Below are 14,540 nucleotides of genomic sequence, written 5' to 3'. Positions count from 1 at the left end.
GTGCGCGTAGGGCATCCACGCTACGGCATGCGCTCGGCTCAGACGGGGTCGTGCTCGCGGCGGCCGCCGCGCATGACCGACGCCGTCCAGCGCTCGCCGTCGTGCCAGCGCACCTCGGAGCGGCCGTACGGGTCGGGGTACCAGCCCTGCTGCTGGCGCGACGCCGCGACGGCCTCGGCCTCGTGGCGCTCGCGCTCGGCGCGGGCGAAGTCCTCGAACTGGCGCGGCGTGGGGATGGCGGGCGCCGAGCGGTCGCCGTCGACGCGGTCGCGGCCGTAGATGTCGCGACGCACGATCGGCTGGTGGCCGAACGCGGGCTGGGCGCCGGGTTGCATCGGCGGATGCTGCGGCGCTCCCGGGCCGAACGCCGGCGGCGCGACGTGACCGGGCTGCTGCGGTGCGGCGACGTGCGGCGGGACGACGTGCTGCGGCGCCTGCTGCTGGGGTGCGACCTGCTGCGGCGCGACCCGCGGCGGCTGCGCGTGCTGCACGGGCGGCTGCATCGGCACGACGGGCGGCGCGGCCTGCTGCTGCGCGGAGGGCTGCGGCGCGACCTGCGGCGGGGCGACGCGCGGCGGCTGCGCCGCGGCGGCCGGCTGCGACGGATGCGCGACCGGAGCCTGGGGCACGGGCGCCTGCTGCGCGGGCGGCGCGAACCCCGACGGCTGCTGGCTCCACGCGGGCGCCGCGACCGGCGCGACGATGGGCGGCGGCGCCGGCGGCAGCGGATGCTGTGCGCCGGGCTCGACCACGGCGCCCTGCATCTGCCCGAACGTCGGCGCGCTCGACGGCGGCGCGACGATGGGCACGGATCCCGTCGAGCCGATCGAGGGCCCCACGGGCGGCACCGTCGGCGTCGGCGACGTGGGCGTCGGCTGCGGCGCCGACTGCTGCACGGGCGCGGACCCGGGCGCACTGGCCTGCGGCAGTCGCTGCACCGGGTTCGTCGCGTACGACTGCGGGCCGCCCCACGCGGGCGCACCGGCCGGCTGCCCGCCGACCTGCTGCTGTGCGATCGGCGCGAGCGGGCGCTGGTCGCGCGCGGCGTAGTACGCCATCGCCGCATCGGCGGGCCATTGCCCGTCGACGCGCAGCGTCGAGGGCTGGCCTGCCACGGCGGGCGGCGCGAACGAGATGCGCGTGCCGGTCTCGGGCAGCACGCGCACCGTCACGACCGCACCCTCGTGCCCGCCCGCGACGGGCGCGACCGAGATGGTGACGCGGTGGTCGCCCGGCGGCACCTCGAAGGTCGTGTCGCCCCAATCCAGGCGCGCTCCGAGCCCCGACACGTCGAGCATCGGGGGTTGCGCGAAGAGATCGGCGCGGCCACCCGGCGGCTGGCTGTGCACGATGAGGAAGCTGGGCATGACGTCCTCCACGAGACGGACGATGGTCAGTGTGCCAGGCGCGCCGATGCACTGCCTGTGAGGCGGCTCATCCTGTGGATGACCGCAGCTCCGACCGTACCTGAGCGCGCGTGCCGCGACCGCGCCGCACCCGGCTGCGCTCGATCGATCCCTCGACGAGCAGGTACAGCGCGGGCAGCACGACGAGCGTCAGCAGCGTCGACGACACGAGGCCGCCGATCACGACGATCGCGAGCGGCTGCGAGATGAAGCCGCCGTGGCCCGTGATGCCGAGCGCCATCGGCACGAGCGCGAACACCGTCGCGGCCGCCGTCATGAGCACGGGCCGCATCCTGCGCTCCGCACCCTCGGCGAGCGCATCCCGCACGCTCATGCCGCGATCGCGGTACTGGTTCACGAGGTCGACGAGCACGATGGCGTTCGTCACGACGATGCCGACGAGCATGAGCACGCCCACCATGGATGCGACGCCGAGCGGGAGGCCCGTGACGACCTGCAGCAGGATGGCGCCGGTCGCGGCGAACGGCACCGACACGAGCAGCAGCAGCGGCTGCAGCAGGCTCTTGAACGTCGCGACCATGACGACGTAGACGAGCAGGATGGCGATGAGCGCCGCGATGCCGAGCTGCGTGAAGGCCTCGGTGATGTCGGCGGACGCGCCGCCGACGGTCGCGGCGGCGCCGTCGGCGAGCTCGACGCCGTCGACCGCCTCCTGCACCGCGGCGCCGACGGCGCGCACATCCGCCGTCGACGGCGTCACCGTGACGGTGGCGGTGCGCTCGCCGTCGAGCGTCGCGATGCTCACGGGGCCGAGCGAGTCCTCGACGTCGGCGAGGTCGTCGAGCGGCACGGCGCCGAGCGCCGTCGGCACCGGCACCTGGCGCAGCTCGTCGATCGTCGACACGTCGCCGGTCGGCGCGAGGTAGATGCGCACGACCGAGCCGTCGAGCTGGATGTCGCCGACGGGCTGCGGTTGCATCGCCTGCGCGACGAGCGCCGCGACGGCGACCTCGCTGAGGCCCGCGTCCGCCGCCGCCTCGCGGTCGATCGTCACCTGCACGATCGGCTGCGCGGCCTCGAGGCTGTCGCTCGTCGCCGCGACGCCGTCGAGGTCGGCGACAGCGTCGTGCACGGCCTCGGTCGCGGTCACGAGCTCGTCCTCGGTGGGAGCGGTGACGTCGACGGTCACGTCGCTGCCGCCGAAGCCGCCGCCCGCCTCGGCGACGCTCGTCTCGCCCGGCTGGTCGGCGAGCGCGTCGCGCATCCGCTCGATGAGCGCGGGCATGTCGGCGCCGTCCTCGGCCGTGATCGAGTACGACACCTCGCTCGTGCCGCCGCCGCCGAAGCCGAAGCCCGCGAAGGCGCCTGCGCCCTGCGAGACGGTGGCCTGCACGATGTCGACGCCCTCGACGTCCTCGAGCGCGGCGCTCGTCGCCGTCGCGGCGTCGAGGCGCGTCTCGAGCGAGGCGCCGGGCTCGAGCGTCTGCGTGGCGCGCACGCTCGTCTGGCCGGTGTCGCCGAGGAAGTTGACGGCCATGAGCGGCACCGCCGCGGCGCTGCCGCCGAGCACGAGCACCGCGCCGACGAGCACGAGCACGGGATGCCGCAGCGTCCACGCGAGGATCGGGCGGAAGCCGCGGCGCAGGCGGCCGGGCGCCTCCTCGTAGTCGCGGGATGCGGCGACGGGCTCGGGCTGCGCGTTCGGCTCCTCGCTCGCGACCTCGTCGTCCGCACCCTTCGCCACCCGCGCATCCGCCCCGACGCGCGCGAGCGCCGCCGGGGATCCCTTCGGCGCACGCAGCACCCAGTACGCGAGCACCGGCACGATCGTGAGCGCCACGAGCAGCGACGCGAGCAGCGCGATCGTGACCGTGAGCGAGAACGGCCGGAACAGCTCGCCGGTGACGTCGGTGACGAACGCGAGCGGCAGGAACACGATGACCGTCGTGACCGTCGACGCCGTGATGGCGCCCGCGACCTCGCGCACGCCGTCGAGGATCGCGCGCATGCGCGTGGGCGCGAACGCCAGGTGCCGCTTGATGTTCTCGATGACGACGATCGAGTCGTCGACGACGCGGCCGATCGCGATCGTGAGCGCACCGAGCGTGAGGATGTTCATCGTGTAGCCGCTCGCCCACAGCCCGATGAACGTGATGAGCACGCTCGTGGGGATCGAGATCGCCGTCACGAGCGTCGCGCGCACCGACAGCAGGAACACGAGGATGACGAGCACCGCGAACGCGAGGCCCAGCAGGCCCTCGGTCGCGAGCGCGTCGATCGACTGCTCGATGAACGGCGCCTGGTCGAACACGACGGTCATCTCGACGCCGCCGAGGTCGCCCTCGAGCTCGGGCAGCAGCGCCTGCACGAGGTTCGACACCTCGACCGTGTTCGCCGACTGCAGCTTCGTGACCGAGATCGAGATCGACTGCTCGCCGTTCACGATCGACACCGACGACGCCGGGTCGGCGTCGAGCGTCACGGTCGCGACGTCTGCGATCGTGAGGCCAGGGCCGACGGGGATGGCCGAGAGCTCGTCGACCGATGCGAGCGTGCCGCCGATCTGCACGCTGAGGGTCTGATCGCCCTCGGTCACGGTGCCGCCGGGCAGCAGCACGCCGTTCGCGTCGATCGCGTCGCCGATCGCCTGCCGCGTGAGCCCGGCGGATGCGAGCGCCGCGTCGTCGGGCGCGATCGTGACGCGCTGCCCCTCCGCACCCGCGAGGTCGGCGCCGCGCACGCCATCCACGCGCTCGAGGGCGGGGATGACGACCTGCTCGATGCGGTCGACGAGCGCCGCCTCGTCGTCGCCGCGCGGCACGGCGATCTGCAGGATGGGCAGGTCGGCGATCGACCCCGTGAGCACCGTCGGCGTGATGCCGTCGGGCAGCTGGCTCGCGATGCGGTTCACCGCCTGCTGCACGCGCTGCTCGGTCGTCGGCAGGTTCGTGCCGTACGTGAACGACGCGACGACCGTCGACGCTCCCGTCGTCGACGTGCCGGTCGTCGTCTCGAGCCCCGGCACGACCTGCAGCGCATCCTCGATGGGCCCCGTGACGTCGGCGTCGACGATCTCGGCGCTCACCCCCGGGTACTGCGACGACACGACGACCTGCGGCAGCGTGATGTCGGGCACGAGCTCGGTGCGCAGGCTCGTGAGCGCGACGCCGCCGAAGATGGCGACGCAGATCGTGACGAGCGCGACCAGCGCGCGGTTGGCGAGGCTGGCGACCGAGAGCAGATGCACGGCTCCATGATGCTCGCGTCGGGCTGGGCGCGTCGTCCTCCCCCGGTACCGTGCTCGCGCCTCCCTCGGGAGGCTGGCTCATCCCAGCCGTCCAGGTGCGCACGCCACGATGCCGGGACCGAGAGGAGCCACATGGCCAGCATCCCCGCGGACGCGATCCGCATGGCAGGGTCGCGCACCCTGCGCTTCGTCGGCGCCGACCACGGCTCGGCGTCTCGTTCTTCCTCGTGACGAACGACCCCGGCCAGGGCCCCGGCCTGCACCGGCACCCCTGCACCGAGATGCCCGGTGGAATGTGCACGAATTCGGGCCCTTGCGACGCTGAGCGCCTCGAGGGGCCGGATTCGCGCACATTCCACCGGGCGAGCGCCGGGCTCCGAGGCTCTCTGCGTCAGGCGCCGTGCACGACGGCGTGGATGCGCTCCGGCACCGTCTCGTCGGTGAGGGAGGTCGTGTCACCCAGCGGCCGGCCGTCGAAGACGTCGACGAGCAGGCGGCGCATGATCTTGCCGGAGCGCGTGCGCGGCAGGTCGGGCACGACGACGACGTGGCGCGGCTTCGCGACGGGGCCGATCGCCTCGGCGACGTGCGAGCGCAGGGATGCGGCGAGCTCGTCGACGTGCGGGTCACGGCCGCCGACGCCGGGCTCGTGCCCGCGCGATGCCGTCACGAACGCGCAGATCGCGTGCCCGGTCAGCGCATCCTCCACGCCCACGACCGCGGCCTCGCCGACGGCGGGGTGCGCGACGAGCGCCGACTCGATCTCGATCGTCGAGAGGCGGTGGCCCGACACGTTGATGACGTCGTCGACGCGGCCGAGCACCCAGATGTCGCCGTCCGCATCCCACGCGGCGCCGTCGCCCGAGAAGAACGCGCCCTGCTGCCAGAACCGTGCCCAGTAGGCGTCGCGGTACCGCTCGGGATCGCCCCACACGGTGCGGGCGAGGCCGGGGCCGGGACGGTCGACCACGAGGTAGCCGCCCTTCCCGTACGGCACCGTCTCGCCGTGCTCGTCGACGATCCGCGCTGCGACGCCGGGCATCGCGCGCGTCGCCGACCCCGGCTTGAGCGTGGATGCGCCGGGCAGCGGCGCGAGGATCGCGGCGCCCGTCTCGGACTGCCACCACGTGTCGACGATCGGCGCCGTGCCCGCACCGACGTGCTCGCGGAACCACATCCACGCCTCGGGGTTGATGGCCTCGCCGACCGAGCCGAGCAGGCGGATGGTCGACAGGTCCCACTCCCCCGCGTGCGGGCCGGAGCGGAAGCCGTCGGGGAACCACGTCATGAGCGAGCGCACGAGCGTCGGCGCCGTGTAGTACGTCGTGACGCCGTACCGCTCGATGATCTCGAGGTGCCGCCCGCGATGGCCGGCGTCGGGCGTGCCCTCGTAGAGCACCTGCGTCGCACCGTTCGACAGCGGCCCGTAGATCGCGTACGTGTGCGCCGTGACCCACGCGAGGTCGGCGGTGCACCAGTGCACGTCGGTCGGCTTGTGGTCGAACGCGGCCCAGTGCGTCCACGACGCCTGCGTCAGGTAGCCGCCCGTCGTGTGCACGAGGCCCTTCGGCCGACCGGTCGTGCCCGAGGTGTAGATGATGAAGAGCGGATGCTCGGCGTCGAACGCCTGCGCCTCGTGCACGTCGGAGGCGGCGGCGAGCGCCTCGTGCCACCACACGTCGCGACCCTGGGTCCACGGGGTGTCGGGCGTGAGGTCGCCGGTGCGCTGCACGACGAGCACGTGCTCGAGGGATGCGACGCCCTCGGCCGCGCGGTCCATGCGCTCCTTCACGCCCACGGCCTGGCCGCGGCGGTACTGGCCGTCGCTCGTCACGAGCACCTTCGCGCCGGTGTCCTCGAGGCGGAAGCGCACGGCGTCGGCGCTGAAGCCGCCGAACACGAGCGAGTGCACGGCGCCGATGCGCGCGATCGCGAGCGTCACGACGAGCGTCTCGACGAGCGGCGGCAGCACCACGACGACGCGGTCGCCGGGCTCGACGCCCAGCGCCGTGAGCGCGTTCGCCGCGCGGGCGACCTCGCGCTGCAGCTCGGCGTAGGTGACGGTGCGGCGGTCGCCCGGCTCGCCCTCGAAGTGCGTGGCGACGCGGTCGCCGTGCCCGGCATCCACGTGCCGGTCGACGCACTGCACGGACGCGTTGAGCGTGCCGCCCGCGAACCACGTCGCGGCCGGCACCGTGAGCTCGGGGGTGCCGTCGGCGTTCGCCCGGCCGGTCGGCTCGGCCGGCTGCCACGTGCGCACGGTGTCCCACGGGCGCACCCAGTCGAGGCGCTCGGCGGCGGCGGCCCAGAACGCGTCGGGGTCGGCGGCGGCCGCATCCCACACGTCGGGTCCGACGTTCGCGGCGGCGGCGATCGCCGCGGGCGGCGGGAACGAACGCGTCTCGAGCCGCAGGGCGTCGAGCGCGCTCACGACCAGCGCCTCGCAGCCCAGCGCTGCACGAGCGCGAGCACCGAGTCGGTGAGCTTGCCTGCGACGGCGAGCAGGATGATCGCGAGCAGGATGTGGTCGACGCGACCGGTCGACTGCCCGCGCGAGAGCAGGAATCCGAGTCCCATCGACGCGCCGAGCAGCTCGGCGGCGACGAGGAACAGCCATGCCTGCACGAGCGCGAGCCGCAGGCCCGTGAACACGGCGGGCAGCACCGACGGCAGCTGCACCGACAGGAACGTGCCGAGCGTGCGACGACCGAACGCACGCGCGACCTCGACGAGGTTGCGGTCGACGTGGTGCAGCGCGAGCGAGACGGTCGTGAAGACGGGGAAGAACGCGCCGATCGCCACGAGGATGACCTTCGACTGCTCGCCGATCTGGAACCAGACGATGAGCAGCGGCACCCACGCGAGGCTCGGCACGGCGCGCACGATGCCGAGGAACGGCCCGAGCAGCGACTCGAAGAGTCGCGAGAGACCCACGAGGCCGCCGGCGACGAGGCCGAGCGCGGCGCCGGCGCCGAAGCCGAGCAGCACGCGCTGCAGCGAGATGGCGGCGTACTGTCCAAGCACGCCGTCCTCGGCGAGGCCGACGCCCGCCTGCCACACCGCGAGCGGGCTCGCGAAGCGGTACGGCGGCACGATCGCCGCACCGGGGATCGTCAGCGCCCACCAGATGCCGAGCAGCACGAGCGGGATGAGCGCGCCGAGCGCGACGCGCACGGCAGGGTTCGCGAGCGCGCCGCGACGCGGTCGACGCCGCCCGCGAGTGCGGGCGGCGTCGAGCTCCGACTCGACCCCAGCTCGGGTCGAGTGCGTCGCGAGCGTCGTGGGCTCGGTCATCCGGCGTCGACCGCCTGCTCTGCGAACTGCGGGGCGAGGATCGTGTCGAGGGCCGTGTCGATCGCATCCTGCGAGGCGACGTCGCCGATCTCGACCTGGATGGCGCCGATGGGCTCGAGCACCGAGAGCAGCTCGTCGCCGGGCACGCCCGAGACGTCGAGGCCCTCGCGCTCGTCGATGACGACCTGCGCGACCGACAGGTCGATCGCGGCGGCGTCGGCGAGCAGCTGCGCCATCTCGTCGGGGTTGGCGAGCGCCCACTCGCGCGCCTGCTCGTAGAGGTCGGCGACGGTCTGCACGAGCTCGGGGTCCGACGCGATGATCTCCTCGGAGGCGTTGAGCACCGAGTACGAGTTCAGCGAGAGGTCGGTGGCGAGGATCGTCGCGCCCGCCGCCTCGGCGGTGGCGGTGATGGGGTCGAGGCCGGCCCACGCATCCACCGATCCGCCCTGCAGCGCCGCCCAGCCGTCGGCGTGCGCGAGGTTCTCGACCGTCACGTCGTCGATCGAGAGGCCTGCCTGCTCGAGCGACTGCACGAGGAAGAAGTACGGGTCGGTGCCGAGCGCGGCGGCGACCGTGCGGCCCTGCAGGTCGGCCACCGAGGTGATGTCGGAGCCCTCGGGGGTCACGATCGACGCCCACTCGGGCTGCGCCACCACGGTCACGATCTGCTGCGGAGCGCCGTTCGCGCGAGCGAGCAGTGCGGCCGAGCCGGCCGTCGAGCCGAAGTCGATCGCGCCCGAGCGCAGCGCCTCGTTCGCGGCCGACGAGCCGAGCGACTGCACCCAGTTCACGTCGTAGCCGGCGTCCTCGAGCCATCCCTGATCGCGGATGACGATCGACAGCGGGTTGTACGTCGCCCAGTCGATGTCGACGGTCGTCGTCGTGCCGCCGTCGGCCGAGCCGGACTCGGCGGGGGCGTCCTCGCCTGCGACGCAGCCCGTGAGGGCGAGCGCGACGGCGGTGGCGCCTGCCGCGAGGGCGGCGAGGCGGGAGGTGGTGGTGCGTGCCATGGGGATCTCTCGGTGCTGGTCGGGCGGCGGGTCTCGGGAACGAGCGATGCGGGGTCTAGTGCGCGTGCCGGTCGATGCCGAGGCCCGCGAGCAGCTCGGCCCGCAGCTCGGCGAGCTCGGCGGAGCCGCGGTCGCGGGGACGCTCGCCGGGCACGGTGACGATCTGCTGGATGCGCGCGCCGGCCCGGTCGGGGTCGCTGCCGAGCAGCACGACGCGGTCGGCGACCTGCAGCGCCTCCTCGACGTCGTGCGTCACGAGCAGCACGGTGGTCGGTGCCGTGTCGAGCACGCCGAGCAGCAGGTCCTGCATGCGCATGCGCGTGAGGGCGTCGAGCGCGCCGAACGGCTCGTCGAGCAGCAGCACGCCGGGGTCGCGGGCGAGGGCCCGGGCGAGGGAGGTGCGCTGCGCCATGCCGCCGGAGATCGCGCGCGGGCGGTGCCCGGCGAAGTCGGCGAGGCCGACGAGCTCGAGCAGCGCGGCGACGCGGGCGCGGCCCGCATCCTTCGCGATGCCGGCGGGAAGGCCGTAGGCGACGTTGTCGGCCACGGTGCGCCACGGCAGCAGCCGCGGCTCCTGGAAGCCGATCGCGACGCGGTCGTCGATGCCGGCGACCTCATGGTCGTCGATCGTCACGGTGCCGGCCGTCGGGGCGTCGAGGCCGCCGACGATGCGCAGCAGCGTCGACTTGCCCGAGCCGGAGGCGCCGAGGATCGCGACGATCTCGCCGGGCGCGACCTCGAGGTCGACGCCGTCGAGCACGGGGCGGTCGCCGAACGCGCGGCCGAGGCCGGTCACGCGCACCGTCGCGGGGGTGGAGCGTCCGAGCGACAGGCCTGCGAGGCGGTCGCCGAGCTCGACTGCAGCCACGATGGCCTCCTCCCGACCCTGCCGACGCTACGGAGGGCGGCGGATCATCGCATGTCGGCCCGTCATGCGTCGTAACAGAGGGGTCGTGTGACGACGGCCGCATCGCGGCCCGCATCGAGGACGCCCACTCCAGCTGGTCGAGGAGCGCAGGCGCGCAGCGCCTCCGCGTCACGAGACCACGCGACGTGCCCGCCCGACGCGACCACGCGCATGGCTGGGCAGGAGCGGCGATCGCGTGGTCTCGTGACGCGGGCTCGCCTGGCGGCTCGCGCGCTCCTCGACCAGCTGCGGGAGGGCGTCTCGCCGACGGATGGGTCAGCGCCCCGCCGCGTACGCCCGCATCGCCTCCCGCACGTACGCCGCGGCCTCCGGCCCGCCGTACGCCGCGGCGAAGCGCTCGACGGCGACGTACGTGTCGGCGAGGCCGACGAACGCCTCGACCTCGGGCTCGCGCTGCCAGCTCGCGGCGATCCAGCGCCAGTGGCGCGCGGCGAGCGCCTGCGCCGCCTCCGAGGTCGGCGTCTCCCCGGCCGTCAGCGCCGCCGCGTACCCGGCGACGAGGTCGACGTGCTCCTGCTGGAACGCCGCGCGACCCTCGTCGCCGAGCGAGCCCCACCAGTCCTGGCTCGAGCGCCACGCGTCGGCACCCCAGCGCTCGGTGACCTCCTGCTCGTACCGCGTGTGGTCGAACCCGTCGAATGCCTGGCGCGCGTCCATGGCGCCTCCCTCTCTCGTCGTCGTCACCGTGTGCTCCACGGCGCGGATCTGCCGGTCGATGCGGTCGCGCTCCTGGCGCAGCCACCGCAGGTGATGGTCGAGCGCATCCGCATCCGACCCGCCCGCGAGCGACTCGCGGATGGCCGGGATGCCGACGCCGAGCTGGCGCAGCAGCAGGATGCGCTGCAGCCGCGGCAGCGAGCGTGCGTCGTAGTAGCGGTACCCGTTCGTGCCGACGCGGCTCGGCTCGAGCAGCCCCACGTCGCCGTAGTGCCGCAGGGTGCGCGAGGTCACGCCTGCGAGGCGTGCGAGCTGCTGGATCGACCACTCCATGCCGACCACGGTAGGAGTTGACGCAGCGTCAATGTCAAGGGCGCCCGGAGACGCGGATGCGCCGACCCGCGAGGCGGGCCGGCGCATCCCTGCGACGCGTCGCTACTGCGGCGAGCCGACGACCTGCAGCATGAGGTCGCCCGCGACCTCCTGACCGTCCTCGAGCGTCAGCTCGCGGTCGACGGCGGGGTTGAGCAGCACGAACACGCGGCCGTCGCTGTCGCTCTCCTGCGTCGTGAGCCGCACGGTGTACGTCTCGCCGCCGGCGAGCACGAGGCCCGGCGTCTCGAACGCGGTGAGGCCGACGCCGAGCGCGTTGACCGGCGCCGTGCCCGAGTAGACCTCGGTGCCCGACGCGTCGACGAGCGTGAGCGCGACGGCGGCGGTGTTGATCCACTGCGCGTCGGTCGAGAACCCGACCTGCAGCTCCTCCACCGCGGCATCCGACTCCACGACGAAGTCCTGCTCGACCGACGACCCCGGCAGCATGATGTCGGCCGCGCCCGTGATGGGGGTGTCGGTGACCGACGAGTACAGCGGCGGCTTCGCGGGCAGCAGGTACATGGCGAACTGCAGCGCGAAGAACGCGACGACGGCTACGAGGCGCAGCCACATGACGCTGCGCTGCACGGGCTCCACGTTCGGCATGCCCTCGAGCAGCGAGCGGCGCGGGTAGTTGAGCACGAGCACCGCGACGGCGCACGCGAGCAGGAACCCGATGAGGAACGGGAGGTACTTGTCCAGCCCAGCCCCGACCAGCAGGTCCTGCACGCTGCGGAACCGCTGCTCCTCCGCCCCGGGCAGCACGCGACCCAGCAGCAGCTGCGCGAACATGTCGCGCGTGTACATCGAGAACCCGACCATCGAGTAGATGAGCACGAGCGCCGTCGCGATGCTCGTCTCGAGCAGCACGTTGAGCGTCAGGTGCCTCGGGTTGAGGAAGATGATGAGCGCCGAGAACGGCGCCATCAGCACGATCCAGTACGGGTTGAGCGGCACGAGCACCGAGAACGCGAGGAACGCGACGAGCGGCAGGTACGTCGCGAACGCGAGCAGCTCGCGAGGCGTGTCGGCGCGGCGCACGTACGCGAAGATCGCGAGGCCCACCATCGTGACGACGAACAGCGGCACCGTGAAGCCCGAGTGCCACGGCACGCCCGCGACGGTGAGGCGCTGCAGCATGAGGTCGGTGAAGCCACCGGTCGAGATCTCGTAGGCGACGTCGCCGCGGTACAGCAGGCGGCACACGACGAGGCCGAGCATGCCGACGACGAGCTGGCCGCCGGCGTGCAGCAGACGCTTCTCCTTGAGCAGGATCAGCGGGATGAAGACGAAGACCGAGAACAGCTTCAGCGTGTTCGCGGCGAGGAACCACAGCAGGAACGCGCGCGTGCGGCCCTGCAGGTAGGCGCGGATGCCCAGCAGCATGACGGCGACCGAGACGATGTCGTACTGCACGATGACGAGCACCGGCACGATGACGGCCATCGACGACGCGAACACGAAGCCGACCCAGCGCGAGCGGCCCACGCTCATGCCCGCCGTGCGGGCGATGTCCATGAGCACCTTCACGGCGACGACGAGGAAGAACACCATCATCGCCTTGGCCCACAGCTGCGCGGGCACCGACGACAGGTAGTCGAACTCGACGACCTGGTGGATGAGCCACGTCGGCAGGTTCCAGACGGCGAACACCATGTAGACGGGGATGTCGTACACGGCCGGGTGGCCGAACGTGCCGTTGTCGATGGCGATCTGGTAGAAGTCCTGCACGCGGCCGGCGGCGACGGCGTCGAGGAAGTTGAAGGTGTGCTCGTACGTCACGCGCACGTCGCCGTAGAGGAAGGTGACGAACGCGAGCAGCGAGACGGCACCCAGCAGCACCCAGTCGCCGATGCCGGGGCGCTCGACGCGACGCCACCAGCGGCCGACGGGGATCGCGAGCACGGCGTCGCCCGCGCGGCCGACGCCGGCACCGACGCGGGCCTGCGCGCGGTCGAGCGCGCCGCCGACGCGCTCGCCGATCGGGCGGCGCGGCTCGGCCGGCGCTGCCGCTGCCGGCGTCTCGACGTCGGTCGCCACCGGCGACTCGGCCTGCTCGGCCGCAGCGGTCTCCTCGACCCCGGCGCGGTCCCGCTCGTCGTTCGTCATGCCTGGTGCCTCGTCTCGTCGATGCGATCGTCTGCGGCTGGTGCAGCCGCTCGTCCCGGACGCTCGATGAGCATCTTGCGGGCGATGAAGTTGTAGACCAGCACGATGGCGGTCGCGATGAGCTTGCCGATCTCGGGCCACACGTGCAGCAGCTCGACCGACAGGAAGAGGATGAGCTGGTTGAGCCCGAGCGCCACGATGTTGAGCCCGACGTAGATCGCGAACTCCTTCGCGATCGAGCGGCCCGGCTGCGCCACGAACACGAACTTCAGCGTGAGCACGTAGTTGAGGATGAGCGACAGCGAGAACGAGATGGTGCTCGCGGCCACGTAGGGCACGCCGAGCACCGTGTGCAGCAGCAGGAACAGGCCGTAGTCGACCGAGAACGAGATGCCGCCGACGATGAGGAACTTGCCGAACTGGATGGCGAGCCTGCGCATCCGCACGCTGCGGGGGTCGACTGCGCCGGCCGCGTCGGGCGTCGCCCCGGCTGCCGCTGCCATCAGGCCGTCTCGGGGCGCGGCTGCTCGGTCTCGTCCGAGCGCGTCGCGGGCGCGGCGTCGGGCAGGCGGCCGGCGCGGCTGCCGCGCAGGTTGACCCACTCGCCCACGACGACGCGCGGCTTGCGCGTGATGCGGCCGTTGATGCTGAGGATGTACTCGCCGAGCACGCCGATGAAGAACAGCTGCACGGCGCCGAGCAGGAAGATGCCGACCGTCACCGACGCCTCGCCGGCCGAGTAGCGCTCCCAGTCGATGAGCTTGTTCACGAGCACGAAGACGGCGACGCCGAGGCACACGAGCGCGACGATGCCGGCGAGGAAGGTCGCGAAGCGCATCATGAGCTTCGTCGAGGCGGTGAGGCCCTGCATGGCGAAGTCGTAGTTCTTCAGGAAGTTGAAGTTCGACTTGCCGCGAGCGCTCTTCGCCTGGTCGTACTGCACGATCGCGATGTCGAGGCCGTACTCGGCGACGACGGCCTTGAAGAACGGCTGCACGTCGTCGATGTCCTTGAGCGTCTCGACGAACTCGCGGTCGTAGAGGCCGTAGCCGGTGAAGCGGGCGATCTGCGTCGTGTCCGACAGGTGGCGGATCGTCGTGTAGTACATGCGGCGCAGCACCGTCATGAACCAGCCCTCGTCGCTCGAGCGGCGCTGGCCGACGACGACCTTGTCGCCCTGCTCCCAGCGCTCGACGAACTCGGGGATGTTCTCGGGCGGGTCCTGCAGGTCGCCGAAGAGCATGAAGGTGGCGTCGCCGCTGCCGTAGGTGAGCGCCGAGAAGATGTTGCGGTGGAAGCCGAAGTTCTTGGCGTTGAAGACGCCCTTGACGCGCGGGTTCGTCTTCGCGAGGCGGCGGATGGTGCCGCGGGTGCCGTCGGTCGAGAAGTCGTCGACGAAGATGATCTCGAAGTCGTACGCGGGGAGGCGTTCGCGGAAGACGGCGGTCACGCGGTCGACCATCTCCTCGACGCTACGTTCCTCGTTGTAGCTGGGGATGACGACGCTGATCGTCTTCCTGGACACAGGGCGCTCCTCGTTCACGTCCGGC

10 protein-coding genes are annotated in these 14,540 nt (G+C 72.7%); all 10 read right to left on the bottom strand.

All coding sequences use genetic code 11. The features are described from left to right. Nucleotides 1-38 precede the first annotated feature (38 nt). The gene (locus BLQ67_RS16970) at nt 39-1,367 is read right to left on the bottom strand and encodes a DUF2510 domain-containing protein (protein ID WP_157674790.1); all 1,329 of its coding nucleotides are present in this window, start codon (nt 1,365-1,367) and stop codon (nt 39-41) included. 67 nt (nt 1,368-1,434) lie between these two features. Beyond that, complete coding sequence (locus tag BLQ67_RS10195; RefSeq protein ID WP_092504764.1) at nt 1,435-4,614, bottom strand: efflux RND transporter permease subunit; 3,180 nt, start codon at nt 4,612-4,614, stop codon at nt 1,435-1,437. Between the two features lie 391 nt (nt 4,615-5,005). Continuing rightward, on the bottom strand, nt 5,006-7,051 hold the full coding sequence (gene acs / locus BLQ67_RS10185; RefSeq protein ID WP_407922491.1) for an acetate--CoA ligase: 2,046 nt from the start codon (nt 7,049-7,051) through the stop codon (nt 5,006-5,008). Continuing rightward, nucleotides 7,042-7,908 (bottom strand): ABC transporter permease, encoded by an 867-nt coding sequence (locus tag BLQ67_RS16880; RefSeq protein ID WP_231945022.1) that lies wholly within the window; start codon nt 7,906-7,908, stop codon nt 7,042-7,044. Before BLQ67_RS16880 ends, acs begins: the two co-directional genes overlap by 10 nt. Continuing rightward, the gene (locus BLQ67_RS10180; RefSeq protein ID WP_092504760.1) at nt 7,905-8,921 is read right to left on the bottom strand and encodes an aliphatic sulfonate ABC transporter substrate-binding protein; all 1,017 of its coding nucleotides are present in this window, start codon (nt 8,919-8,921) and stop codon (nt 7,905-7,907) included. The genes BLQ67_RS16880 and BLQ67_RS10180 overlap by 4 nt, the downstream gene beginning before the upstream one ends. A 55-nt stretch (nt 8,922-8,976) precedes the next feature. Continuing rightward, the gene (locus BLQ67_RS10175; protein ID WP_197674597.1) at nt 8,977-9,789 is read right to left on the bottom strand and encodes an ABC transporter ATP-binding protein; all 813 of its coding nucleotides are present in this window, start codon (nt 9,787-9,789) and stop codon (nt 8,977-8,979) included. Between the two features lie 315 nt (nt 9,790-10,104). Next, entirely contained in the window at nt 10,105-10,839 is a 735-nt protein-coding gene (locus BLQ67_RS10170) for a MerR family transcriptional regulator (protein WP_092504758.1), read from the bottom strand. Nucleotides 10,840-10,941: 102 nt separating this feature from the next. Continuing rightward, nucleotides 10,942-12,990: a hypothetical protein gene (locus BLQ67_RS10165; protein WP_092504756.1), complete on the bottom strand. Its 2,049-nt coding sequence runs from the start codon at nt 12,988-12,990 to the stop codon at nt 10,942-10,944. Next, on the bottom strand, nt 12,987-13,493 hold the full coding sequence (locus BLQ67_RS10160) for a GtrA family protein (protein ID WP_092504754.1): 507 nt from the start codon (nt 13,491-13,493) through the stop codon (nt 12,987-12,989). Before BLQ67_RS10160 ends, BLQ67_RS10165 begins: the two co-directional genes overlap by 4 nt. Then, the gene (locus BLQ67_RS10155) at nt 13,493-14,515 is read right to left on the bottom strand and encodes a glycosyltransferase family 2 protein (RefSeq protein WP_197674596.1); all 1,023 of its coding nucleotides are present in this window, start codon (nt 14,513-14,515) and stop codon (nt 13,493-13,495) included. The genes BLQ67_RS10160 and BLQ67_RS10155 overlap by 1 nt, the downstream gene beginning before the upstream one ends. Nucleotides 14,516-14,540 lie beyond the last annotated feature (25 nt).

Source organism: Agrococcus jejuensis (assembly GCF_900099705.1).
GTDB classification, from domain to species: domain Bacteria; phylum Actinomycetota; class Actinomycetes; order Actinomycetales; family Microbacteriaceae; genus Agrococcus; species Agrococcus jejuensis.
Note: the sequence above shows the minus strand (reverse complement) of the source record. Positions and strands in the feature narration are given on the sequence as shown.

Coding starts and splice junctions, on each gene's coding strand:
- BLQ67_RS16970 (WP_157674790.1), bottom strand. CDS start 1,367: ATGCCCAGCTTCCTCATCGTGCACAGCCAGCCGCCGGGTGGCCGCGCC.
- BLQ67_RS16880 (WP_231945022.1), bottom strand. CDS start 7,908: ATGACCGAGCCCACGACGCTCGCGACGCACTCGACCCGAGCTGGGGTC.
- BLQ67_RS10180 (WP_092504760.1), bottom strand. CDS start 8,921: ATGGCACGCACCACCACCTCCCGCCTCGCCGCCCTCGCGGCAGGCGCC.
- BLQ67_RS10170 (WP_092504758.1), bottom strand. CDS start 10,839: ATGGAGTGGTCGATCCAGCAGCTCGCACGCCTCGCAGGCGTGACCTCG.
- BLQ67_RS10165 (WP_092504756.1), bottom strand. CDS start 12,990: ATGACGAACGACGAGCGGGACCGCGCCGGGGTCGAGGAGACCGCTGCG.
- BLQ67_RS10160 (WP_092504754.1), bottom strand. CDS start 13,493: ATGGCAGCGGCAGCCGGGGCGACGCCCGACGCGGCCGGCGCAGTCGAC.